This is a genomic window from Paenibacillus sp. FW104-T2, from assembly GCF_058789975.1.
Genome location: NZ_JBYTCE010000001.1, coordinates 270,281 through 295,442 on the forward strand (window position 1 = coordinate 270,281; position 25,162 = coordinate 295,442).

At 50.2% G+C, this 25,162-nt stretch carries 25 protein-coding genes; 20 read left to right on the forward strand and 5 right to left on the reverse strand.

Features of this window, described 5'->3' with window-relative positions:
• Positions 1–56: 56 nt before the first annotated feature.
• Positions 57–1,157 carry a Leu/Phe/Val dehydrogenase gene (locus AC3WQ3_RS01210; protein ID WP_492471210.1) on the reverse strand — a complete coding sequence of 367 codons (1,101 nt, stop codon included), beginning with the start codon at positions 1,155–1,157 and terminating at the stop codon, positions 57–59.
• Between the two features lie 315 nt (positions 1,158–1,472).
• Between AC3WQ3_RS01210 and AC3WQ3_RS01215 the strand changes: the two genes are divergently transcribed.
• Both AC3WQ3_RS01215 and AC3WQ3_RS01220 read left to right on the forward strand, forming a co-directional pair.
• The gene (locus tag AC3WQ3_RS01215) at positions 1,473–1,988 is read left to right on the forward strand and encodes a DUF5698 domain-containing protein (RefSeq protein ID WP_154894559.1); all 516 of its coding nucleotides are present in this window, start codon (positions 1,473–1,475) and stop codon (positions 1,986–1,988) included.
• A 293-nt stretch (positions 1,989–2,281) separates the two neighbouring features.
• Positions 2,282–3,709, forward strand: a complete 1,428-nt coding sequence (locus AC3WQ3_RS01220; RefSeq protein ID WP_492471211.1) for a pectate lyase family protein — start codon at positions 2,282–2,284, stop codon at positions 3,707–3,709.
• 137 nt (positions 3,710–3,846) lie between these two features.
• On the opposite strand, the gene AC3WQ3_RS01225 is transcribed toward AC3WQ3_RS01220, so the two are convergent.
• The 3 genes from AC3WQ3_RS01225 to AC3WQ3_RS01235 all read right to left on the reverse strand — a co-directional run bounded on the left by AC3WQ3_RS01225 (position 3,847) and on the right by AC3WQ3_RS01235 (position 7,431).
• Positions 3,847–4,860, reverse strand: a complete 1,014-nt coding sequence (locus AC3WQ3_RS01225) for a substrate-binding domain-containing protein (protein ID WP_154894562.1) — start codon at positions 4,858–4,860, stop codon at positions 3,847–3,849.
• Positions 4,861–5,062: 202 nt separating this feature from the next.
• Complete coding sequence (locus tag AC3WQ3_RS01230) at positions 5,063–6,247, reverse strand: glycoside hydrolase family 130 protein (protein WP_154894564.1); 1,185 nt, start codon at positions 6,245–6,247, stop codon at positions 5,063–5,065.
• 2 nt (positions 6,248–6,249) lie between these two features.
• Complete coding sequence (locus AC3WQ3_RS01235) at positions 6,250–7,431, reverse strand: AGE family epimerase/isomerase (protein WP_492471212.1); 1,182 nt, start codon at positions 7,429–7,431, stop codon at positions 6,250–6,252.
• 221 nt (positions 7,432–7,652) lie between these two features.
• Between AC3WQ3_RS01235 and AC3WQ3_RS01240 the strand changes: the two genes are divergently transcribed.
• From AC3WQ3_RS01240 to AC3WQ3_RS01315, 16 genes are all read left to right on the forward strand, one after another.
• Positions 7,653–8,966, forward strand: a complete 1,314-nt coding sequence (locus AC3WQ3_RS01240) for an ABC transporter substrate-binding protein (protein ID WP_492471213.1) — start codon at positions 7,653–7,655, stop codon at positions 8,964–8,966.
• Positions 8,967–9,200: 234 nt separating this feature from the next.
• On the forward strand, positions 9,201–10,088 hold the full coding sequence (locus AC3WQ3_RS01245) for a carbohydrate ABC transporter permease (protein ID WP_095290862.1): 888 nt from the start codon (positions 9,201–9,203) through the stop codon (positions 10,086–10,088).
• On the forward strand, positions 10,085–10,924 hold the full coding sequence (locus tag AC3WQ3_RS01250) for a carbohydrate ABC transporter permease (protein WP_227779688.1): 840 nt from the start codon (positions 10,085–10,087) through the stop codon (positions 10,922–10,924). The genes AC3WQ3_RS01245 and AC3WQ3_RS01250 overlap by 4 nt, the downstream gene beginning before the upstream one ends.
• Before the next feature lie 109 nt (positions 10,925–11,033).
• Positions 11,034–12,071 carry a glycoside hydrolase family 130 protein gene (locus tag AC3WQ3_RS01255; protein ID WP_492471214.1) on the forward strand — a complete coding sequence of 346 codons (1,038 nt, stop codon included), beginning with the start codon at positions 11,034–11,036 and terminating at the stop codon, positions 12,069–12,071.
• 45 nt (positions 12,072–12,116) lie between these two features.
• Entirely contained in the window at positions 12,117–13,058 is a 942-nt protein-coding gene (locus AC3WQ3_RS01260) for a glycoside hydrolase family 113 (RefSeq protein WP_492471215.1), read from the forward strand.
• Positions 13,059–13,240: 182 nt separating this feature from the next.
• A complete protein-coding gene (locus AC3WQ3_RS01265) occupies positions 13,241–14,260 on the forward strand; it encodes a phosphotransferase family protein (protein ID WP_492471217.1) in 1,020 nt (339 codons plus the stop codon).
• Between the two features lie 17 nt (positions 14,261–14,277).
• Positions 14,278–15,276, forward strand: coding sequence for a glycosyltransferase (locus AC3WQ3_RS01270; protein WP_492471218.1), 999 nt, complete (start codon positions 14,278–14,280; stop codon positions 15,274–15,276).
• 41 nt (positions 15,277–15,317) lie between these two features.
• Complete coding sequence (locus AC3WQ3_RS01275) at positions 15,318–15,602, forward strand: YesK family protein (RefSeq protein WP_154894573.1); 285 nt, start codon at positions 15,318–15,320, stop codon at positions 15,600–15,602.
• A gap of 68 nt (positions 15,603–15,670) precedes the next feature.
• Complete coding sequence (locus AC3WQ3_RS01280; protein WP_492471219.1) at positions 15,671–16,129, forward strand: hypothetical protein; 459 nt, start codon at positions 15,671–15,673, stop codon at positions 16,127–16,129.
• 134 nt (positions 16,130–16,263) lie between these two features.
• Positions 16,264–16,413: a hypothetical protein gene (locus AC3WQ3_RS01285; RefSeq protein WP_492471220.1), complete on the forward strand. Its 150-nt coding sequence runs from the start codon at positions 16,264–16,266 to the stop codon at positions 16,411–16,413.
• 97 nt (positions 16,414–16,510) lie between these two features.
• Positions 16,511–18,436, forward strand: a complete 1,926-nt coding sequence (gene abc-f, locus AC3WQ3_RS01290) for a ribosomal protection-like ABC-F family protein (protein WP_492471221.1) — start codon at positions 16,511–16,513, stop codon at positions 18,434–18,436.
• Positions 18,437–18,685: 249 nt separating this feature from the next.
• Positions 18,686–19,153: a hypothetical protein gene (locus AC3WQ3_RS01295; RefSeq protein WP_492471222.1), complete on the forward strand. Its 468-nt coding sequence runs from the start codon at positions 18,686–18,688 to the stop codon at positions 19,151–19,153.
• Positions 19,153–19,437, forward strand: a complete 285-nt coding sequence (locus AC3WQ3_RS01300; protein ID WP_336782378.1) for a hypothetical protein — start codon at positions 19,153–19,155, stop codon at positions 19,435–19,437. Before AC3WQ3_RS01295 ends, AC3WQ3_RS01300 begins: the two co-directional genes overlap by 1 nt.
• A 5-nt stretch (positions 19,438–19,442) precedes the next feature.
• Positions 19,443–20,759 (forward strand): glutathionylspermidine synthase family protein, encoded by a 1,317-nt coding sequence (locus AC3WQ3_RS01305; protein WP_492471223.1) that lies wholly within the window; start codon positions 19,443–19,445, stop codon positions 20,757–20,759.
• A gap of 15 nt (positions 20,760–20,774) precedes the next feature.
• Positions 20,775–21,179: a DUF350 domain-containing protein gene (locus AC3WQ3_RS01310; protein ID WP_492471224.1), complete on the forward strand. Its 405-nt coding sequence runs from the start codon at positions 20,775–20,777 to the stop codon at positions 21,177–21,179.
• A gap of 243 nt (positions 21,180–21,422) precedes the next feature.
• The gene (locus AC3WQ3_RS01315) at positions 21,423–22,370 is read left to right on the forward strand and encodes a nucleoside hydrolase (RefSeq protein WP_095360156.1); all 948 of its coding nucleotides are present in this window, start codon (positions 21,423–21,425) and stop codon (positions 22,368–22,370) included.
• 75 nt (positions 22,371–22,445) lie between these two features.
• On the opposite strand, the gene AC3WQ3_RS01320 is transcribed toward AC3WQ3_RS01315, so the two are convergent.
• Positions 22,446–22,913: a heme-degrading domain-containing protein gene (locus tag AC3WQ3_RS01320; protein ID WP_154895025.1), complete on the reverse strand. Its 468-nt coding sequence runs from the start codon at positions 22,911–22,913 to the stop codon at positions 22,446–22,448.
• Positions 22,914–23,154: 241 nt separating this feature from the next.
• Here AC3WQ3_RS01320 and lspA point away from each other — a divergent pair, with 241 nt between their 5' ends.
• Together lspA and AC3WQ3_RS01330 are read left to right on the forward strand one after the other, a co-directional pair.
• Positions 23,155–23,643 (forward strand): signal peptidase II, encoded by a 489-nt coding sequence (lspA, locus tag AC3WQ3_RS01325; RefSeq protein WP_154894585.1) that lies wholly within the window; start codon positions 23,155–23,157, stop codon positions 23,641–23,643.
• Positions 23,644–23,944: 301 nt separating this feature from the next.
• On the forward strand, positions 23,945–25,150 hold the full coding sequence (locus AC3WQ3_RS01330) for an ABC transporter substrate-binding protein (RefSeq protein WP_492471400.1): 1,206 nt from the start codon (positions 23,945–23,947) through the stop codon (positions 25,148–25,150).
• The last annotated feature ends 12 nt before the right edge of the window (positions 25,151–25,162 follow it).

The window sequence follows — 25,162 nt, forward strand, 5'->3', positions numbered from 1 at the left end:
AACAGGTTGGCCTTTTGCCTTTGAAGATCATTCGCTAAAGGAAGAGGATGGGGAATTCATGGCTGAGCAAGTCGGGCCTCAGCCATCCGGTCTGCTGCATCAGCAGTGGAGATGCTCGATGCTGCAGCTAGTTGGTAGACCTGGGTGAGTGTATCCGCGATTTCCGCCACCCGCTGGCGGATCTGGTCCGGCCCTTCACCCTCCAGCTCGTAGGCGGTGCTGATGATGCCGCCTGCGTTAAGCACATAGTCAGGCGCGTACAGAATGCCCCGCGCCTGCATGCGGCGAACAACCGGCTCCCGCTCGCTGAGCTGGTTGTTCGCCGCCCCGGCAACAATGGAGCAGCGAAGCTCCTCCACCGTTGCCGGGGTCAACACGCCCCCCAGTGCACAGGGGGCGAACACCTTGCAGTCAGCGGCGTGAATATGGGCCGGATCGGCCGGGGTAGCGCCGCTGAACTGCACAAGGGCACGTTGTACACGTTCCGGTACAACGTCTGCCACCATGAGCCGTGCCCCTGCTGCATGCAGGTGGCGGCACAGGGCATGCCCAACCTTGCCCAGTCCCTGGACGGCAACGGGAATGCCCTGAAGAGAAGTGACCCCCTGATGCTGCAGCGAGGTCACAATGCCTGTATACACCCCGTAGGCAGTCATCTCGGCGGTGAAGTCATTTTGTGCCCCCAGTGATCCGGTCGTATCGGTCACATAGGTAGTCTCCAATCGGATCTGGTCCATGTCCGCTGCCGTAGTCCCCAGATCAAGGCCTGTAACATAGCGTCCATTCAGCCGTTCCAGGAAGCGGCCCAGCGAGCGGAAGATATGCGCACGTTGTGAGACACTCGGGTTCAAGCTGTTATTGTCTGATGGCTCCACTCCCGATACTTGCTCTGCCGCCGGCAGCTCCCAGACCACGGCTTTTCCGCCGCCATACGGCAGATTGGAAACGGCATTCTTGTAGGTCATGCCTTTGGCCAGCTTGATCGCATCGCGTATGGCCTCTTCCTCCGAAGCATACGCCCAGTAGCGGCATCCTCCCAGCGCCGGCCCGAGCACGGTGCTGTGGATGGCAATGACAGCCTTTAGCCCACTTTGCGGATCATGACAAAATGTGAGTTCTTCCAGGCCTTCACGCTCCATCTCCTGCCATAGCTGCATGGCCCTTCCCCCTTATGTCACCTTGTACCCATCTTGTCGTCTGAGCATTTGCTCTCCATTTATTGACCCTTCATTCTATTCACAAAAACCTGGTTTCGCCCCTGGGTCTTCGGCCGGGTTGATAATCGGGACAAACGGTTCTATAATGGCAATTCCAGTGTATCATTCGACAGGAAAGAACCGAGATTTGCATTTAACGGTTTAAAAAGCTCGCATAACGTCCAATGATGGAGATATGGAGAAACGTACAGGAAACAGACCGAAGCTCGTAGCGCGGGTCCAACCGGTGTGCGTGCCAGGAAAGAGGGATTGCCATTGCTTAAAATATTGTTGTTTATCTTCTTGATCCAAATCGTCTATGTGTCGGCCTATACACTGCGGATGATTCTGACGCTCAAAGGACAGAAATATATCGCTGCGCTCATCAGCATGGGCGAGATCGTCATTTATGTGCTGGGGCTGAATCTGGTCCTCAAGTATTTGACTCAACCATCCGCACTGATCGTTTATGCTGTCGGCTACGGCCTGGGTGTATTGCTGGGTGCCTGGATCGAAGAGAAAATTGCGCTCGGTTACGTTACGGTTAAAGTGATCTGTAATCAGATGGGCGGGAACGTAGCCAATGCTCTGAGGGATAAAGGTTATGGTGTTACCGCATGGGTGGGCAGTGGACGTGACGGAGATCGTTTGGTCATGGAAATTCTGGCGAAAAGGAAAAATCAGAAATTGCTCTACCAGACCATTCTGGAACTGGATCCGAAGGCATTTGTTATTACCGTAGAACCGAAGCAGTTCCATGGCGGATTTTGGACACGCTCGATCAAAAAATAGGATAAGACAGGCATGCCGTGCTGCAGGCCTGTTTTTTTTGTGAGCAGTTTTGGTTTCTTTGCTTTTTCCTTACCCCTAAAAATATTTTTTAGAAGTTAATTGCGTACGATTGGTGGTTGCCTAGAGTACACTTCATGCAGCATCCATGCAGCTCCGACAACGGTTATCACGAACCTAAAATAGGGATTATTGTTGTAATCGCTTCCAGGATGTACATTGTGGACATGTTCTTCATGACATGTGCTGGCAGCAGTGGAGGAACATATCATTATAATTCAGGGAGGAATGGTTTGATGAAAAGCAAGATTCGAACATGGTGCAGTGCCGCACTGGCTCTTACGTTGGGGCTGACCCTACTGTCTGGCCCAGCAAGTGTACAGGCAGCAGGAAACACAGATTACAATCTTACAGGTTTCTCCCAAGGGAACACGGGCGGGGGTTTCATCAGCGAATCGGATACGTCCAAGTATAAAAAGGTCTATAATGCAGCGGATCTGGCTGCGGCGCTAAAAAAGAACTCCGGTGTCAAAGTCGTCGAGATCATGAACGACCTGAATCTGGGGTGGAACGAAATTCCGAGCGCCGCCCAGACTTCCCCTTTTGCGAAGCATAATGATGCACTAACTCACCCGGTACTGAAACAGACGGGCGTCAGCAAGCTGACGATCGACAGCTTCAATGGCCTGACCATTTTCTCCGCTAACGGGGCGAAGATCAAACATGCAGCCATCAGCGTCAAACGCAGCTCCAATGTTATCATTCGTAACCTTGAATTTGACGAGTTATGGGAATGGGATGAAGCAACCAAGGGCGATTATGACAAAAACGACTGGGATTATATCACCCTTGAAGAGAACAGTAACGTGTGGATTGACCACTGCACATTCAATAAAGCCTACGACGGGCTTGTTGATTCGAAAAAGGGAACCAGTGGTGTGACTATTTCCTGGTCTCTCTTCAAAGGGGATGACGGCAGCGCGAACAGCTGGGTTACCCAGCAGATCAACGAATTGGAGGCGAACAAGGCTTCCTATCCAATGTACAACTACCTGCGGAGCAGTGCGGTTGGACTCAGCAAAGCCGATATCATTGCCATTTCGTCCCCTCAGAAAAAAGGGCATTTGGTCGGCTCAACGAGCTTCGAATCAGCGAATGCCAACCTGTCCATAACCCTGCACCATAACCTGTACAAGGACATTCAGGATCGCATGCCACGCCTGCGTGGAGGGAACGCACATGCCTACAATATCGTGATGGATGCGACAGGAGCGCGTGCGGCCAAATCCAAAATCACGTCGGCGATGGCTTCAGCGATCTCGTCCAAAGGCTATCATTTTGATATCATCAGCAACGGGGCCATATCCACAGAGAGCGGAGCGGTGCTGGTGGAGAAATCGGTGATCCAGGACGTACAGTTCCCGGTCCGCAATAACCAGACGGATCCGGCCGATGCCGCGTATACAGGCAAGATTCGGGTGACGGATACGATGTATTCGCTGGATGGAAGCTCGTTCCGCGGCAGTAGTGATACTTCAGGCAGTCCGCTCAGCCCGGTACCGGTTGCAGTGAAGAGCTTCTCCTGGAACGGATTTTCGTCCCTTCCTTACAGCTACACTACGGATGATCCGGCGACGCTGAATGCCCGACTAACGGGATCAAGTGGAGCGGGTGCAGGCAAATTAATCTGGTCCAAAGACAACTGGCTGAAGACGAGCTACTAGATAACCCAATGCAGCAGGTAATGTGATGTGTGACTGAGCGGTGGGGGGATGTCAACCGCTCCACCGCTTATAAACAAAGAGTGCTCCTGCAGCCACCATGGCCGGGAGCACTCTTTTTAAGTCACAGGATTCCTTAGTTAAACCAATCCATCATCCTGAGAGGCAGGTGCAGCACTCACGGAATCACGATAAATGATGTTGCCCTTCACGTGTACGCGGCCGAAGCTGCGACTTGGGTTATCAATCTTTTTGAGCATGGATTGAACTGCCGTGCGTGCCATCTGTTCCACGTCAACTTCAACCGTAGTTAATTGGGGATCGGAGAGGGTCGCATAGATATCATTATCGAACCCAACCACGGAGCATTGTGCGGGCACCTGTATCCCCAGGGAGGTCAGTTTCTGAACGAGTAAATGAGCGACCTGATCGCAGTTGCATACAAAAGCCGTTGGCAGCTGCTCTGGCAGATCGATCTCAATGAACGTACCTCGCTCATCACGGTCGTTAAGCACAAGCTCCTGATTCATCGGCAACCGATGCTCAAGCAAGGATTTATAATATCCAAGGAATCGATCCTGAATGCTGCTTGTAGAGTACAGATTCCCGACATATGCAATCCGGCGGTGTCCCTGCTGGATCAGAACGTTGGTCAGCTCGTACGCAGCGTAAAAGTTATCGGTAACGACCGAATCGATATCCGAGTGCTCATCGTAGAAATCGAGAAACATTTTGGGAACGTCCATCGATTGCACCAGTTCAATATACTCTTTGCTGATCTGCCCAAGCACAATGAAACCATCCACTTTGCTATCGCTGTATAGTTTGGGCAGTGTTAAATCTTCTTCGTCCTGACCATTCAGAATGTGCAGAATACCATAATATCCCTGGTCCTCCAAATGCTTGGTGATGCGCTGGAATACACGTACGTAGAACGATTGGGTAGGACCGGTAAAACGCTCCGGGATAATAACGCCTATATTATGAGTCAAGCCTTCCTTCATCGAGCGGGCTGCGGCATTATACCGGTAGCCCATCTGGACGGCAAGTACTTTGATTTTTTCCTTCAATTCGCCACTGACGCCATCTTTGTCATTTAATGCTTTCGAGACCGTCACACTGCTAACTCCGAGCTTGTCGGCGATATCCCGCATGGTGATATTGTTCTTCAGCTTTGGTCGCCTCCTTCAAGCCGGTTTAAGTACAATGTGCAGCCATTATGATTAGCGCTTACTTAACCATAATAACCATCCATATTAGTATACATCGTTACCCACATGGAATAAAGGCATTCTGGCCAGGCTAGCGCTAATTTTTCAGCATGCTGCACTTTGCGGTCGAAGGCTGCTCTTCACATTAAACCAGTTGTTTTTGCAGGAGCTCTTCATTCCGCTGGATCAGGTCACCACGCTGACTGGCACAATCCAGGGAACGATACGGATCGGCCGGTGTATTGAAGGTGTAATCGACCAGTTGATCAAGCGTTGTAGTGGCCACATGACAGCGGGTATCGCTGGATGCGTAATAGATGAAGACCTTGCCTTGTTCATTGACCACTGCACCGTTGCAGAAAATAACATTGGATACATCGCCTACGCGCTCGTCGTCATAAGGTGCAATGAAATGCCCGCTCGGCTTGGCGATGATTCGTGCCGGATCATTCAGATCCGTGGCGAATGTGTACAGTACATAACGCAGACCTGCCGCCGTGTTGCGTACCCCGTGCGCAATGTGAATCCAACCGCGATCTGTCTTAAGCGGGGCAGGTCCCTGGCCGTTTTTCACTTCGTATACCGTATGATATTTGCGCTCATCGATAATGGTTTCTTTGGCAATGACCGGATTCAGAATATCATCGCATAGACCGAAGGCGATCCCGCCACCGCTGCCGGTGGAGATGAATCCGTCCTGTGGGCGGGTGTAAAACGCATATTTGCCATCTACAAACTCCGGGTGCAGAACCACATTCCGCTGTTGTGGTGAGCTTGTCGTAATGTTGGGCAGGCGCTCCCAGCTAACCAGATCGCGTGTGCGCACAAGACCTGCCTGCGCCACTGCGCTGGACGTATCAAATGCCGGAGCTTCCGGGTCTTTGCGTTCGGAGCAGTAGATACCGTAAATCCAGCCATCTTCATGCTTAACAAGTCTCATATCATACTGGTTGGTCTCATCAGCATCGATGTCTTCCCACACTAATGGCTTGCCCGTGAAGCGGAACCCGTCGATGCCGTTGTCGCTCTCAGCCAAAGCAAAGATCGATTTGCGGTCCAATCCCTCGGTTCGAATGACCATCACGTATTTGCCATTGAAGTAGATGGCCCCCGGATTAAGCGTAGCGTTAATGCCCAGACGCTCCATGAAATGAGGGTTAGTCGTTTCGTCCAGATCGAATCTCCAGTGGAGTGGCACATGGTGGCGAGTAATCACCGGATAACGATACCGATCATATACACCGTTGTAGAATGTAGGATCGATCTCATTTTGGCGTGTAAGCAGCTGCTCCTGTTGCTCCAATAACTCCTTGTATTTGGGGTGTATCATCGTTATCCCATCCTCTCGATTAGTTCAATACAAAACCTGCTATTGTGATACGGGCATTTCCATGGTCCTGCAATTTCACTCTGATCCGGAACGCCGTCCCCGTCCACCGACCAGTACCACTCCCCGCCAGCACGGTGATCGATAATATGTTCCTTCGTATATGTCCACAAGCGGTTCACTCTCTCCAGAAACATAGGGTCGCCTGTACGCTGATAGGCGTTATAGAAGCCGACCATCGCCTCTGCCTGCACCCACCATATCCGTTTCTCATCCACATGAGTTCCCTCTTGTTCGTTCATAAGAGAGCCGTCGGCCTGTACGGCCACATTGGAGATGTTATAGGCAATATCCGTCACCATCGCGGAGTACTCCGGGTGTTGATCCAGCCCCAGCACTCTCAAAGTGTCGTCAATTAGCCAGCTGGCTTCAATGTCATGCCCGAAGGATTTCAGATCAATGATGGATTCCCATGCCTTGTTGAAAAATACCCCGAGAAACTTCGTGTTCTTGTCGTACACCCGTTCGTACAAGATGCCGAGCAGGCGTTCCAGTGCCGCTCTCACCTGCTGATCCGGCCAAACTCGGTAGAGGGTGGTGTAGGCCTCCAGCACATGGATATGTGTATTCATCGTGTAATCCGCAATCACGCCGTTCTCGCTCAGCATTTCATTCGGCTGTTCATTCCAGAAGCGGTCGAATTGTTCCTTATATGCAGGTAATTCTGCATTCAGGCCTTTATCCTCAATCAGAGCAAAAAGCGTTTTTGCAAGTTCCAAAGCAGATGCATCCCCAGTAGCACGGTAGTACTCGCTCAGTGAATACACCCCGAAGGATTGCGTATACACATGTTTACTTGTATCGAGTGGTGCCCCTTCGGCATCTACCATCCAATACATGCCACCATATTCCCTATCAAGGATATGGCCCGCAAGAAAACGATAGGCGTGTTCTGCGTGATTGCGCCAGACTTCATTTCCGGTCACCCGGTAAGCTGCTGCAAAAGACCACAGCTGTCGTGCTGTAGCGATGCCGCCTTTGGGAGCGAGAGGGTCAACCTGAAGATCATTGCCGACCCACCCGTAGAATCCGCCGTGGTTATGGTCTTTGAGGGCAGACCAGAAGGGCAAAATATGTCCTTCCCAGTGTTCTTTTATTTCAGTCCGGATGTCACTGCTGTTCGTCATAAGTAAGCGCCCCTTCGAATTACAGGATCAAGTTTAGTTAAGTTATCGGTAACTTTATTTAATAATATTAGATTCGGATATAGACGTTGTCAACGAATCATTTGAGAAAAACTTTTGTTAAGTAATAAATAATTTAATTGACAGGTAAGCGTTACCATAATAAAATCCATTTTGTAACCTTAACGATAACTTAAATTAACTTAGCAAAGGGGTCGAATCAATTGAAGAAAAACAAAGGCTGGATGCTTCTGCTTACGATGCTGCTCATTACTTCTCTACTCGCAGCTTGCTCTTCCGGAGGCGAATCTTCACAGGCAGGGGAGGATATCAGCACAGATCCTGCGGATATCCAGGGTGAAATTACCGTTTTGACACAGCGTACGGATATTGTTGATACCGTATTCAAGGATTACGCAGCAGCATTTAACAAGGAGTATCCGGATGTCAAAGTTAACTTTCAGGCACTGGCCGATTACGAGGGCCAAGTGAAAATCCGGATGAGTACCAAAGACTACGGTGACGTGCTGATGATTCCGACCAGCGTACCTATCGCAGATATCCCGGACTTTTTTGAACCGCTTGGCACGTATGACGAGTTGAAAGACAAGTACACAGGGATTGAAGAACGTATGGTCGATGGACAGGTATATGGTATCCCTACAGTTATCACGTTCTCTGGAATTATCTATAACAAACAGGTATTCAAGGATGCCGGCATTACGGAAGTGCCCAAGACGCCTGAGCAGTTCCAGGCAGCCCTCCAACTTGTGAAAGACAACACGGATGCAATTCCTCTGTACACCAACTATGCGTCTGGTTGGGCTTTGACGCAGTGGGAATCCGATCTGGCGACGGTTGCAGGCAGTGTGGACTACGTTAACATTGATCAGCCGAACACGGATGAGAACTTTGTGGCTGGTAAGCCGCATTATGAATTGTACAAAGTGCTCTATGATGCAGCCAAGAATGGCCTGATCGAGAAGGATCCAACCACAACCGATTGGGAAAGCTCCAAGGCTGACCTTGCAAATGGCAAAATTGCAACGATGGCGCTGGGATCATGGGCGATTACGCAAATCCAGGGCTTGACGGATACACCGGATAATATTGGATTCTTGCCATTCCCTACAAATGCAAGTGATGTAGTCGTTCCGCTCGCTGCAGACTATAACATCGGCATGAACGTGAATAGCGAGAACAAGCCTGCTGCGAAAGCGTGGATTGACTGGTTCCTCGCGAAATCAAACTATGCGGTTGAGCAAGGCGGAGGCATGAGTGCAGACAAAAGTGCGGAGCTGCCACCCATTTTGGATCAATACAAGGACGTTACATTCTCCACATTAACCCCTGCCAAAGAAGGACAGGAAGGCCTGGTAGATAAGATCGACAATGAAGGCGAGATCGGCCTCTGGCAGCCAGACTTCAAGAAACGCATTATCGAAGCAGCCATCGGTAACCGCAGCGAATCGTATGATGACATCATGAAGGACCTGAATGACAAATGGGTGAAAGCGCGGGCAGAACTCACGAAGTAAGCAGTTTGCAGCAGATGCAACGTTGTCACTGCAATACGTACGTCTGACCAACCGTTGACATACAGCGAGGCATTGCACACGGACTGAAGGAAGAAGGGTTTCCCTTTTTCATCAAGGCATTTTGCATCTGAATGCAGGATGTGAAATGCCATCTTCAGTAGTGGTTTTATCAGCGTAATTGGGCGGGAGTCTTTCGATATAAAAGCGGCAGAACCGCTTGGAGGTGTGGAGAGCATGAAATACTTAAAGATTTCGAATTGGGGTTATTCAGCGCAGCGCATATTTATCATCTGTGCCTTCTCAATTATTCCGTTGGCACTACTGTTCACGTTTGCCTATTTGCCTGTCATTAACATGTTCAAATACAGCTTCACCGACTGGAACGGATACAGCAAAAGATTCGACTATGTTGGGTTTGAGAACTACACGCGGATATTCAGTGACCCTGAATATTTCAAAGTGTTTATTGTCAGTCTCTACTATTTTGCTGCCACGTTCATACAAATGGGCCTGGCCCTTTACTTTGCAACAATCCTGAGTTTCAAAATTCGAGGCAAAAACTTTTTCAAAGGGATATTATTCTTTCCCTATCTGCTGAATGGCGTAGCGATCGGATTTATCTTCCTCTTTTTCTTCAAACCGGACGGTACCCTCGATACCCTCATGCAGGCTGTTGGACTTGGGCAGTATACCCAGCTCTGGCTGGGGAATCCGAACATTATTAACGTGTCACTCGCAGGCGCATCCGTATGGAGATACATGGGCTTCAACTTCATCATCTTCCTCGGTGCGATATCTTCCATACAAAAGGATGTCTATGAAGCTTCGGATATTGACGGGGCCAATCGCTGGCAGCAGTTTCGCCATATTATCCTGCCGAGCATTACGCGTATCCTGCAGCTAAACCTGATCTTGGCGATTAGCGGCGCAATCAGTGCGTTCGATATTCCATACATTATGACCGACGGCTCCAACGGAAGTGAGACCTTTGTCATCCAGACGGTCCACTTGGCGTTCAAGTACGGCAAACTGGGCTTGGCATCGGCCATGGCCGTTGTGCTGCTGTTCATCGTCATTCTCGTTACGCTCGTTCAGCGTGTCACCATGAAAGGGGAGGAATGAACGTGCATCAACTCAAATATACCCTTGCGAGTCTATTCAAATATGCCTCACTTATTCTTGCCGCGTTCATTGCGCTTGTACCCATCGTTGTGGTGCTGTTTGCATCGCTTAAGACCAACGCCGAATATGCAACGAGCAGTCCGCTTGCCCCGCCAGCCAACTGGCTGAACTTTGCGAACTATACCAAGGCTTTTGTGGACGGCAACATGCTGGTCGGTTTCAAAAATACGATTATTATCCTGATTATTTCCATCGTGGGTGCGACTTTAACGGGCTCCATGATCGCTTACGTGCTGGATCGTTTCAAGTTTAAAGGTAAAAAAATCATGGTTGCCGCGTTCCTGCTCGCTACCCTGATCCCCAGTGTTACGACACAGGTCGCCACATTCCAGATTATTAACGCCCTGGATCTGTTCAACACCCGCTGGGCAGCCATTGTGATGTACCTGGGGACAGATATCATTGCGGTGTATATTTTCCTCCAGTTCCTGGGTTCTATCTCCAATGCACTGGATGAATCCGCCATGCTGGACGGGGCCTCCTACTTCACGATCTACTGGAAAATCATCTTGCCCCTGCTGAAACCGGCGATTGTTACGGTCATTATCGTAAAAGGGGTCAACATCTACAACGATTTCTACACGCCGTTTCTGTATATGCCCAAGACAGATCTGCAGGTGATATCCACGGCCCTGTTCAAATTCAAGGGGCCATTCGGTTCCCAGTGGGAGGTCATCAGCGCCGGCATCATGATTGCCATTATTCCAACGATGATCATCTTCCTGCTGTTACAGAAGTACATCTACAACGGCTTCGCCCAAGGCTCTGTGAAATAAAAAGCGAAGGTTGTACGAAATGGTATGGACATGCATAGGAACGGAGAGGGCAGAAAAAGCCTGGAGAAACATAGTGTTCACCTTTATCACCGAAGGGAGAAATGAAACGATGACAGTAGTTGATGCAAAAAACGTACACATTGTTGGAGATGCCTTGCCCCATATGCCTTGGGAGGATAAACCGGAGGGAACAGAAGGGCCGGTCTGGAGACATTCAGCCAATCCAGTCGTGCCGCGTAACCCGGTCAAGGGGGTTGCCCGAATTTTCAACAGTGCCGTTGTTCCTTATGAAGGAAAGTTCATTGGGGTGTTCCGCGCCGAAACGATTAATGGCCGTCCGCACCTGCATATGGGTTCGAGTGAAGACGGTCTTACATGGACCATTGAAGAGGAGCGTATTTCTTTCATAGATGAGAATGGCGATCCCTTCATGCCGAACTATGCGTACGATCCGCGTCTGGTTAAGGTGGAAGACACGTATTACATCATCTGGTGTACCGATTTTTACGGGGCCGCACTTGGTCTGGCGAAGACGGATGATTTCAAAACGTTTGTCCGTCTCGAGAACCCGATGCTGCCGTTCAATCGCAATGGCGTGTTGTTTCCGCGCAAAATCAATGATAACTATGTCATGCTGTCCAGACCGAGTGACAGCGGCCACACGCCGTTCGGCGACATTTTTCTGAGTGAAAGTCCTGATCTTGTTTACTGGGGCAAGCATCGCCATGTCATGAGCAAGGGCGGACAGGGATGGTGGCAATCGGTCAAGATTGGCGGCGGTCCTGCTCCGATTGAAACATCTGAAGGCTGGCTGATGTTCTACCACGGCGTCACCGGAACATGCAACGGATTTGTATACAGCATGGGTGCAGTCATTCTGGATTTGGATGAGCCATCGAAAGTGAAATATCGTTCCTCCAATTTCGTACTGACACCGGAAAAATGGTACGAGGAGCAAGGCTTTGTGGACAATGTCATCTTCCCATGCGCCACACTGCATGATGCGGAGACGGGTCGAATCGCCATTTATTATGGAGCTGCAGATACGTATGTTGGCGTGGCTTACACCACCGTGGAAGAGATCGTAAATTACGTCATCGAGACGGACGAAGTCATCGCTGGAGACCGCGAGGAAGGCAAGCTGTAATTGGACATTTTTATAGATTGAAAGGGGTTCTACAAGGCAATGCATATGGAGTACATTAAGGGGTTTACATTTGGCTGGATGAGCGGCAGAGGGGAATTCTGTAAACCGGAAGCCAAAGAGTCCCTGCGCCTGATGGCTGAACGAACGGGCAGTTCGCATGTCATTTTTGCGCTGGCAGCACTTCAGGATCACCCACAGGCGGTAGAAGTCAGGTATCGGGGAGAGCATATGGTGGAGGATGACGAATTGCTGGATATGATTCGTTATGCTCGCACGCTTGGGCTGCGCGTGATTTTGAAACCAACCGTTAATTGCACCGATGGCACGTGGCGTGCACACATTAACTTTTTTGATATCGATGTGCCGTGTGAGCCGAAGTGGAAGGACTGGTTCCGCAGTTATACCGCTTATCAGAAGCACTATGCAGCCATTGCCGAGCAGGAGAAATGCGAGATGTTTATCGTTGGCTGCGAGATGGTACAGTCCGAGCGTCGTAGTAAGGAATGGCGCGAGGTGATTGCTGCTGTACGTGAGGTGTACTCCGGACTTGTGTCGTACAATACGGACAAGTATCAGGAAGGTCATGTGACATGGTGGGATGCGGTGGATGTGATTTCATCGAGCGGATACTATCCCCTCGGAGACTGGGAAGCGCAGCTGGACCGGATCGAACAGGAGATTGCCCCTTACGGAAAACCGTTTTTCTTCGCGGAAGCAGGCTGTCCCAGCCGCAGTGGATCAGCCCAGGTGCCGAACGATTGGGGCCTGGAAGGTGCGGTCAGTGCGGAGGAACAGGAGCGTTTCTACGAGGCCATGTTTAGGCATGCCAGCCAGCGGGAATGGGTACGGGGATTCGGTCTATGGGACTGGAGTGCGAACCTGTATCAGGAAAAGAATGCTCTGACCGATGATGGTTACGGTGTGTATGGTAAACCGGCAGAGCGTGTAATTCGTCGCTTCTATGAAAGGTTGTCGGTCGAAGTTTAGCCTCTCTAGCTATAGGGAAGTCACGAACTGCGACATTGATGATGAAGCAGAGCGAGCAATGACGAAGAAAAAGGCGTACATGTAGATAATCTTGGATTATCCTCATGTGCGTCTTTTTTTTGTTTTCCTTAGGGCGAGAGTACTTCGTTTCACGCTTGCGGGCATGTGCGCAGCAACGTATGATGGATAGAACATACAATGAGCAGGTACGGAAAGACGAATGGACGGTGTTGATCATGAACAAACATGCACATGGCTGGGTTACGGCTGATGGGACCCTGAATGAACAGGCTATAACCAGCCGGGAGCAGCTCTACAAGGGGATGAACGGTAGATATGTGGAGCGATTTACGGTTCACACCGGAGAGAGTTACATTTTCAAACCACTCACGAATCTGGGACAGCATGGGCGTGAACGGTGGATATCCATGAATGTATTGTCCTTACTGCCTTCCATTTATCCGAGGCTAATAGACTCCTCTGACGAAGCCATCGCTCCGGAACAGAGCTGGCTGATCTACGAGGACCTGGGGCCGCTTGTGCATGATTTGCAGGAAGGTGCGATGCTGTCCGCAGCTGTACATATGGCGGAATGGCACACGCTCTGGGTACCCCAATGGGACGAGCTGCCGCGTGTGGGCCAGAAGCCGTCCATTGGCAACATGCTGCAGGAACTCTGGGATGCCCAGGAATCAACGGATGAATTGCTGTCCAAGCTGGGAATGACGCTCTCTGCACCTGCTTGGGACGAGATCAGGGCGCTTATCCAAGCAGCTGACCAAGAACTTCCGATTGTCCTGTGTCACGGAGACCTGCATCCCGGCAATATGGCCGATGTGAATGGCAGACTTGTCATTATCGATTGGGAACATGCTCATCTGAATACGCCCCTCTGGGATGTATATCATCTGGTGGATCTGTCTCATCCGCTGTTTCCGAGACATGTTACACCACAGCTTCGGGAGCGGATCATTCAGACGTATCTGAACGAGCTGGAGCAGCGCGGGCAGCGGGTCGAAAGAATTTCTTTTCGAAGATGGTATGCCGCGTATGCCATTGTATTCTCGCTCTGGATGCTGCGCTTGATCGATTCGGATCTGCAGAAGGAAGACTGCGTGTGGCCAGAGGAGCAGCTACGCAATCAATGGAATGAGACGGCAACCACGCTGGAACAGTGCATGAACCAGCTATTTACCGAATAGACATGAGGGGGCAGAACATGCGTAAAGTAGGACTCGTTATGCGGAAAATTCAATTCACCGAGGCGCAGGGACCGCGCGTATTCGCTGATCGGCTGAAGCAGATCGGTCTGGAGCTTGGGGTAGATATTGTTTTTATATCGCCGGAGCGCCATGTGAGCGGGTATGACTGGCTGCCCGGTTATGAACACGAGAAGGGAGATCTGGTGAACTACGATATCGTGCTTGACCAGATATATAGCCAAAATATAGAGCATGTCATCTACACGGTATCCGGGTTTACGTTTTTGAAGATGTTTTTGCCCAAAAGTGTACTGTTTCCGCACAGCTTCCCTGACCCGGCACTGACGGGGTATGAGATGATGAAGCCATTCTATAGCATGGTGGATAAAGCCATTGTGCAGACGGAGTTTTTGAAAACAGAACTCGGACGCAACTTCGGCGTACATGATGTGAGCGTCATTCCGATCGGCTTCAATGAGGAACTGGCACACCACCATTATGACCCAAGTCAGGTCGTGCACAACCGCGTGCTCTGGATCGGCCGGGATGAAGCGAATCGTCGCCCGGATCTGGTGCTGGAATATGCCCGGCAGAATCCGGACAAGGAAGTGTACATGGTATTTGGGGGACGGCGTTATGAGGAGAGCATGAAGAAGTACGACATACCGGACAATGTGAAACTTCAGTTTGCATTGACCCAGGATGAGGTCTTTACCCTGATGAACTCTGCCAAGGTGTATTGGAGCTGCTCTGCGTTTGATACGTTTGCGATGCCCCTGACGGAAGCGATGGCTATGGGCAAAATGATCGTGAAGCCTGAGCATGCATGCTACGGCCATATTCGTTCTACACATGCCTTTGCAGGCAATGAGGATAACTGGTTTGAGCTGTTGAATATGGCAGCTGCTGCACCGCGCAATGTATCGGAGGACAACCGGGAGTATGCGTTTGGAGCCTTTTCGCGCACAATTATGAAGGAAGGGTACCGGAACTTTTTTGCAGACTGGTTGAAGTAGGGGACTGCGGTATTAATATCCGATCGTAAGGAGAGGATTTTGTGGATATCGTTATTCTGTGGACGGTTGGCATGTGGTTGGTGCAGCTGCTGATAGAATGGATCGTGTATCGGATGCAGGGGCGCAGAATGACATGGATTCAGTCGATCCTGCCGTGTCTGACGCTGCTTGGCGGGGCTATTGTCATCATGATCAGCATCGATATTGGTGGATGGAACGGTATCGGATATGCACTGCTTGGTGCAGCTCTGGGTACATCGGGCTTATTGACGTTGATTACGGTCGCCATTACGGCTCTGGTGCTGCAGCGTCGGAGAAGGAAATGATCAGGTCTTGGGGGAAGGAGCCACAGACTTGATGCAATAACTGAAAGGAAAACATAATGAACAGCCTAATGATGAAACACTGGTCTGCTGAACAACGTGAGTTACCCGGAATGAATTGCATTGCTTTTGCAAATGGAGACGTCATCATCTTAAATATCAGCAAATATTACAACCCTAACAATAATGAGCGCACAATCTCCTGTACTCCCCTGTGTGATACAACCATCGAGAGCATTGATAAATATAACGATGATTATTGGACCGCAGTTGATGCTTGGACAAGTATGGACTATCAGGGTGGAAAAATCTATGGCGGGGATGGCCAAATGGGGAATGAAGGCTTCATTGCCTGCACAGACGCAAACAATAGTTTGATCTGGGGTATTTTTTTGGATGAAACCAATCCTATAAAAAAATTAAGTGTTAGAGGTAAAACGTTGATTGCCATTAATGAACATGAAGACATGCGTATTGAAATAAATTTGGATTCCCTAGCAGATATTAAGATGACCTATCTTAGGTCATAACTGTAGCTGTCTGAGGGTGACGTCTGCAAAAGGGACGAGGATGCTAGGCGCATGACATGGTTGCAGAGATGCAATCGTCTGTGATATATTGGCATTAATTATGATAAGGGAGGTGAAGACAGGTGAATCACGAGATGCTTAACAACCGTATTAGCCAGCTGCCGATTGCTATGGCTGGCATTGTTCACACTTTTCGCTACAACGGGAGAAGTCTGTCCAATTTTGAATATACGGAAGTTAACCATTGCGAGAAGATGCCTGCCTTGACCTCATTCGGACGATAAGCGATTAAGCTTGAATTCTGAAGGGCCGCGGAGCTAACCTCTGCGGCTCTTTTTGTGTTGCGGTCAGGATCTTCCATACCATAGGAGGAACCTTATTATGATGATCATTAGCGCGCAACAACTGACTCAATATCACGGAGCACATCTGGTGCTGGACGGCATTACTTTTGAGATTATGGAGGGGGACAAAGTCGCCCTCATCGGCCGCAACGGAAGCGGCAAAACGACACTGATGCGCCTGATGGCCCGGCTGAATCAGCCGGACGAAGGGCAATTAATGATCAAAAAAGATACAAGGATCGGCTATGTAGCGCAGGTGCCGGAAGGACTGGATGATTATACGGTACTGGATGTGCTGGCTCTGGGATTCAAAGCGCTTATGGAGTGCCGCAGCCGCATGAAGGAAATGGAGCAGCAGATGTCTGATCCGGACTATGCAGCAGATCCAGACCAATTGGAACGCTTGTTGAAACGATATGCCGCACTGCAGGAGCGGTTTGAACGTGAGGGCGGGTATGAGATGGACGCACGGATTGATCAGGTGGCGGACGGGCTGGATATTGCCAAAGCACACTATGGCTGGAGGTTCGGTTCCCTCTCCGGAGGAGAGCAGACCCGCGTCGTACTTGCTTCGCAGCTAATCGTCCGTCCAGATCTGCTGCTGCTGGATGAGCCGACCAATCACCTTGATCTGGAGCGGGTGGAATGGCTGGAAGGCTATCTTCGGGAGTACACAGGCACGATCGTGCTGATCTCCCATGACCGTTATTTTCTGGACCAGGTGGTGACCCGAACACTTGAGCTGGAAGATGGCGAAGCGCAAACGTCAGCAGGCGGTTATACGGAATACATGAAGGTGAAGGAACAACGGCTTCTGCAGCAATTTGAGGAGTTCAAGGAGCAGCAGAAGGTCATGAAGAAAATGAAGGAAACGATCCGTCAGTTGGAGGAATGGGGACGCATTGGCGGGAACGAGAAGTTCTTCCGGCGGGCCGCTTCGATGCGGAAGGCACTGGAGCGGATGGAGCAGGTGAAGCGGCCTGTGCTGGAGCGGCGCAATGCGGATTTTGATGTGCGTCCTACAGACCGCACGGGCCGCCGCGTAGCGGTGATTGAACAGGTGGAGAAGGCTTACGGAGAACGTCCGATCCTGCGCGGCGTTTCAGCGCTGCTGGAGTTCGGAGACAAGGTGGCCTTGATTGGCCGTAATGGCTCAGGCAAGACCACATTGTTCAAGCTGCTGCTGGGAGAAGAGCTGGCTACTTCTGGTCAGCTTGAATGGGGAGCCCGCGTGGATGTCGGCTATCTGGCACAGCAGGAGGAGCCATCCAATCCGAAGCTGAGCGTGCTTGAACATTTCCGCCTGGAGGCAGGTGTGGAAGAAGGCGAAGCGCGTGGCATTCTGGCCAGATACCTGTTCTATGGGGCAGATGTATTCCGCTCGGTTGGGCAGTTATCTGGCGGGGAGTGGACCCGTCTACGGTTATCCCTGCTGGTGCATCGCAAGCCGAACGTGCTGCTGCTGGATGAACCAACCAACCACCTGGACATTGCTTCAAGGGAAGCGCTGGAAGAATCCTTGGTTGACTTTGAAGGCACGGTGCTTGCGATCTCTCATGATCGCTACTTCGTAAACCGTATGGCTTCACGTGTCTGGGAGCTGGAGAATGGTGAGATGACCACCTATCTTGGGGATTATGAAGCCTATCGGGAGAAAAAGCTTGAACTGCAAATGCGAGCAGGTGAAGCGGCCCAGCATGCCGTTCCGATTCCGGCTCTTCCTCGTGAGCGTGCAGGATCTAAGGGACAACGTAATTCTTGCCAAGGAGAGAACGGAGCGGGGAAACGACAGTCGGCCGAGCAGCTGGAACAGAGGCTGGCTCGTCTGGAGGCACAGATTCAGGAGCTCGACCACCAGCTTGAATTGCAGGCAAGCTCTGCTGAGCTGGAACAGCTGTGGAATGAGCGTGAGCAGCTGTCGGGTGAATACAACCAGTTATTGACCCAATGGGCTGAATTGTGATCGTTCGTCAAAGCAAGGACGAACATGAAAGGTCGGAGAAGGTCTCCGGCCTTTTTGTTTTCCGGATGATGAATACAGTCATCCTGCACTGTAATAGGCTTCAAAAGGTGCATTGCGAATGTCCTTATTTACATGTCACAGGGAATAGTGTAACTTTTTCCCTTCTCATGCGTTAAATACGTTTGTATGATTTTGAAGCGGCTCACCTTAGAGCTACACAAAAGGGAGGTTATCGTTATCTATTACGCATTGACTTATCGAAGCTGGTCGGACGATCGGCAGGCCGAAACCGGGCAGCTGGAGCACGTATCTGTTACCCGGGATGAGCTGTTTATGCGCAAACTGGTGGATGCAACCCTGATGAAAAACAAACTGTGGGCCCACCTGTCCAATGAGTGCGAGGATCTGCAGGAGCATGCCATCTATGTGACTGCATACGACAGCCAGATGCCTGCAGATTACGGTACAGCGATTGCGGACGCTGCACTGGCCATGTGCAAAATGTCCTCGATGTATAGCGCAGAGTACATGCTGTGGAATGGAAAGGCATTTGAGGAGTTGGAACTCGCAGACTCTTCCTCGTACACGATGGAACTCGCCGAGCGTCTGCTGGACCATTATATGGTTCGTAACGGAACGACGTATGAATTCGTGTATTCCGTGCTGGATGCGGATCGCCGGAAAGTGTTGTTTTTTATGAAGGAGGTAGACCTGTAATGACAGAAGAAGATCGGCACCATTCATCGAAACCCGGGTCAAAGGCGAAGCTGGTTGCCTTTTCCCTGATGCTGGCTGTACCTGCGGTATTGTCGGGCTGCGGGAGTAATGACGAGTGCGACCCGGATTATGACACCGGGTGTGAGTATGATTCCAGCAGTGGGCATTATTATTATGGTGGTTCATACGGTGGTAGCAGCAGTAGTAGCAAGAACAGCTCGTATAGTAAATCGAAATCCAAATCGAGCGGCTTTGGCAGCTTCTTCCGCAGTTCGGGAGGCTAAAGGATATGAGGCCAATACACTCACTGCCCTATCGTCACGAAGAGGTATTTGCGGGCGAAGCCGGACAGCATGTGCCGTATCACCGAATGTATGGCAAGCAATATTGCGTACCCTCACTAACCCTGTATACTCCAGAAGAAATGCAGGAATTGCAGCGTGCAGTTGAGCTTATCGACGGCATATACTGCAAAGTCATGCGGTTCATCCAGCAGTATATGCCGGATAGCTTTTTGGAACAGCAGCTGGGTATTCATCCAGGGCTCATTGCGACAGCCAGGATGGAGACAGTGACTGGGGGCATTACGCGTCAGGACTGGATTATCGGCGAGGCGGGGTTCAAGTGTATCGAAAATAATACCGACACCCCAACTGGTATACCCGAAGCAGCGATTCTGGAGCGCATTTTGGTAGGCATGGCTGAAGATGATGCATTCACTGCGCCGTCAGCAGACATGGATGCCTGCATCCGGGAATGCTTCCGCAGGTGGCTGGAGTCTTATGCCGAGCAAGGGCTGCGAGGGCCAGTGACATTTACCTCATTTGGTGGGCATGTGGAGGACCGGACCAATACGGAGTATCTGATGAGACGCTGCCAGGAGGCCGGATATGAGGTGCGTTATGCTCCTCTGGAGGAACTTGAGATTGTTCCCGGAGAGGCGCTGTATCATGATGGGCACGAGATTCAGCTGCTGTATCGTCTGTATCCGCTGGAGTATCTCGTTGATGATCGGGATGAGACAACAGGTGTGGACATCGGTGCGGCTTTGCTTGCACTGGTAGAGGAAAACCGGCTTGGGCTGATGAACCCCGTACAGCATGTCCTGATGCAGAGCAAAGGCTTCATGGCTGCGATCTGGTCACTCTATGAGCGCAATGAACAGACACCGGAGTACTGCGGCTTTCGGTTGTTTTCGGATGCGGAACTGGATTCGATTTCCCGGTATCTGCTGCCCACCTATTTCGAAGCAGCCCCTTTTGAACTGAAGTCCACTCCCTATGTGGAAAAAAGCTACTGGGGTCGTGAGGGCCGAGGCACACTGCTGCTGGGTGAAGGAACGGTGAGTGACGCGTCAGGAGCAGGACAGGACGAAGATGAAGATATCGCGGCTTATTATAATAACCAACCGAAGATTTATCAGCAGCTGGTTCCGATGGAACAGGCAAGCATCCTGACAGAAGACGGGGAATATAGCGGTTATCTGCTGACAGGCGTGTTTGTCATAGGTGGACGTTTTGCCGGTATACTGCCCCGGATTGGGGAGAAAGTGACCGGAGATATGGCCTATTATTGTGCGGCTGCAGTAAATGGAAGTAATGGATGATGAGGAGGAGTAAGAATGGATAATTTGGGTTTGAACCTGCTGAATGTAGCGGTAGGCGTCGGCATTCTGCTGGTTGTATTGGTATGTGGGTATTTTGCTTTTAGCAAATTAACCCGGTATAACGATAGTGAGGAAATCGCCAAAGGTAACGAAGCGGCGGGTATGTATATGGGCAGCAAGCTGCTAGGACTGTGCATCATTGTCGGTATGGTGTCCTTCTCCACGCATTCATGGCTGGATATGCTGCTCTGGTCTGCACTAGGAATCATAATTTTGTGTCTGGTCTATATTATATTTGATTTCCTGACGCCAAAAATGCGTGTATGCGATGAGATCGCAAGAGGCAATCTGGCGGTAGCCCAGCTGCTGCGTTCCATTATCATCGGCGTTTCCATCGTCATCGGTACGTTTTTGATGTAAAATGTACCCTAGCGATACATGATAATTTAGAGGGAATATAACAATTACACATGTACGAAGAGGACAGAAAGAATCTGGAGAAGCGAAGCGTTCGCCTTTATCATCGGATTTTCACCTTTTTAGAAGGTATAAAAAAATCTGAGGATAACAGCGATCGTAAGATCGTTCTGTACTTGGAGTGCAAGTGTGTATTTCTTATATGTGTTCTAAATGAATATCAAACTGAAGAAGGAGCGCAGCATCATGAGAAAAGTCATCATTGATACAGATACAGCAGGAGACGATACGATTGCGATCCTGACGGCACTGCACCACTTTCAAGTGGAAGGCATCACCATTACGGGCGGTAACGTCCAGTTTGACCAGGAGGTTGAAAATGCTCTGTACACCGTGCAGGTTGCTGGACATGGCGGCAAGGTGCCTGTATACAAAGGATGCGAACGACCGCTGATGGCCTACGGGCAGGCGCAGCACCGTACAGTAGAAGATGTGCATGGCGACGACGGCATGGGCGGCGCGCATTTCCCCAAGGCAGATCAGCGTCCCGAAAGCGGCCACGCGGTTGATTTTATCATTGAGAAAGTGCATGCCAATCCGGGAGAGATCTCTCTTCTGGCAATTGCACCCCTGACCAACATTGCGATGGCGATTCAAAAGGACCCAACGATTATTCCGGAGATTGCTCATCTCTACATTATGGGCGGTACGAATAATGCGCTGGGCAACATTACGCCAGCGGCAGAGTACAACTTCTACGTTGACCCGGAAGCAGCTAAAATTGTACTGCACGCCGGCATTCCAACCACGATGGTTGGCTGGGAGATGTGCACCCAATACTCCGTCATGGATGATGATGATCATGCAGAAATTGCAGCGCTTGGAACATCCGGAGCAGATTTCTTCACGGCAATCAACAAAGTCGTTATGCAGTTCAACAAGTCGGTACATAAGCTGAATGGAACCACACACCCGGATACACTGCTGATGGCGGTAGCGGCAGACGAATCGCTGATGACGAAGTCAGGCCAGTATTACGTGGATGTGGAAGCCGCAGGAGAACTGACGCGTGGGTACAGCGTGGTGGATATCAACGGACGTTTCGGCAAGGAACCTAACGTGCGCGTATGTGAAGCCATCGATCGGCCGAAGTTTAAATCCATGCTGTTGGATGTTTTGTCAGCTATTCAATGAACCAAGGAATGATCTAAACACGGCAAGCCCACCTGGGTCCGCAATGACCAGGTGGGCTATTCTTGTTACATTTCGTTAGCCTTGCTGCAGCAAAAATGAACGGATTCCAGTGGTGACCAGGTCGTGGTCTTCCTCATCGGGCAGACCCGATACCGTAATTGTTCCGATCTGTCCCTGACCCTCCACAATCAATGGAAAGGCACCACCAGCCAGTACAAAGTCAGTGGAAGGCAGGCTGAAATCCTGCTCAAGCGTTTTATTCTCGCTGCGCAGCCGCAGAGCGGTATGCCATGAACTGGAGGAGAAGTGGTTTACCACGTTGTTTTTACGCCGGATCCAATCCTCGTTGTCCGGATGAGTGCCTTCCATGGCATGCAGGAAAAGGCGATGTCCACGGAGGGTAATGTCGACGGTTACGGCTTGTGAACGACGTTTCGCCTCCTCGATCAGATGGAGTCCAAGCTGTAGGGCCAGTTCAGAGTCAAATGTACGGAATACCAAGTCCTTTTCTTCCTGCTGCATTTCTTTTAATCTCTCTGTCATCGTCAGGTTCAATTTACAGGCAGCCCCTTTTCATGTGTAGTTCATATCTACATTCGACATAGGGTAGGGTGGTGCCTCCCGGATGCAGGCTGGGTTATCGTTTGGCTCTAAATCTGCCTTTCACCGGAGCCCATTTGGAGACACGACTTCGGCTGTGGTAAAGTGAAGGGAACGTAACTTTGGACATTCCACAGGTTTACATAGCATAGGGCAAAACGAGTTGGGCAGGAGGAGAGACAATATGCTGTTTTATTTTATAGCACTGCTGGTAACGCTGGTGGATCAGGGTACCAAACTGGCCGTGAGAATGTATATGGAAGTCGGCGACATGATGAGACTCGGTGACTCGGGCATGCAGCTGCAGCATTATGAGAATAGCGGGATGGCGGGAAGCATGTTCCAGGGAAATGCGCGTCTGTTCGGCGTTGTCGCCATTCTGTTCATTGCCGGCATTCTGTATTATCGGAGAAAAGGTGAAATTCGCGGTTTCTGGATGCAGGCAGGAGCAGGCTTCATGGTCGGTGGAGCTTTGGGAAATGCAATCGACCGTTTTGTATTTGCAAAAGTAACGGATTTTCTAGTATTTCCATCTGGCCGGGGCATTCTCAACCTGGCTGATGTAGCGATTAACATTGGGGTGATACTCTTGGTGATCGGAATGTTAATCCGTGCATTGAAGAGCTACCGGGCCAAGCGATCGCGCAATGCCTTGCCCAAAATTGAACGTTAGTAATGCGATAATAATCAAGTGGTGCAATCACGCACAATGGAAAAAAGAAGGACATTGGGATATAGGCCGATGTCCTTCTTTTTGTTGTGCAGCAAGCAGTGCTGGAAAATAACGCCGTGATTCATTTTTATCGAAACCGTTTTAGAAATAATAAAGGGTTGAATAGCCCGCCCTTATGTAAGGCTCCGCGTGGGGGAATTAACCAAATGGTTATTCCACCAATTTAATGGGTATATCTTTACTTATATAATGCTGAGGGAGGTACAACATGAGAACATCGCTTACCAAGGCACTCGGGACAATGTTGCTATGTGGATTAATGGCTGTGCTCCTATCTTCTTGTACAAGCGGGGAGAGCGCAAGCGGCAAAGTGCAAATCGAATTCTTCCAGAACAAACCCGAAGCCAAAGGAACCTTTGACGAATTGATCAAGACATTCAATGCGGAGCACTCCGATATACAGGTCACTCAGGTGAATCCGCCAGATGCGGAGACGGTGTTGAAGACTCGCGTAGTCAAAAACGATGTGCCTGATATTATGGCCATGGGTGCAACCGATACATATTCGATACTGGCCCAAAGTGAAATTTTCGCTGATCTGACGGACAGCTCGCTGACCAAGACGATAGATCCGAATTACATACAAATGCTGAAGGATGTCACAGGCATGGAGGAAGTGACAGGTATTCCTTACGCAACAAATGCAAACGGCATCATGTACAACAAAACGCTGTTTAAGGAAATGGGACTCGACGTTCCCAAGACATGGGACGAGTTGATTGCTACTGCTCAAAAGATCAAGGACGCGGGTAAAATTCCGTTTTACTTCACGTACAAGGATGACTGGCAGACGAATCTGCCGTTCAATGCTCTTGGACCTAACTTGGTTGGTATCAATTTCTATCTGGATCGTCGCGAGAACAAGGTGACCTTCAAGGATAAATATCGCGAAGTGGCAGAGAAACAGCTTGAACTGATGAATTACGGTCATGGCGATAACTTCGGTAAGGCCTATTCCGACGGTAACCGGGCCTTTGCCAACGGCGAAGCATTTATGTATATCCAGGGAACCTGGGCGATCTCCGAGATTCGCAAAGCCAATCCGAATGTGGATATCGGCTTCTTCCCGTTCCCGACCGGAAATGATCCAAGTGTGATCAAGCTGGTGAACGGCATCGACTCCCTGTTTACGATCTCGGCAGATACGCCAAACCGGGAACAGGCTGAAGAGTTTATCGCATTCCTGCTGGAACCCGAAAGTATCGGGAAATACATTGAAGAGCAAACGTTATTTGCAGCAGTCGAAGGTGTGGAGCAAGACGACCCTGCGGTGCAGGAGCTGACGCCATATATCGAGCAGGGCAAAGTTATTGATTTTGCCGATCACTATATTCCGGCTGCGGTGCAGCTGAATTCCATCGTACAGTCCTTTTTGCAGAACAAAGACATCGACAACTATCTGGATACACTCGACAAAGAATGGGACAAGGTTGCGAACCGGCGTTAAGCCTTGTCCGAA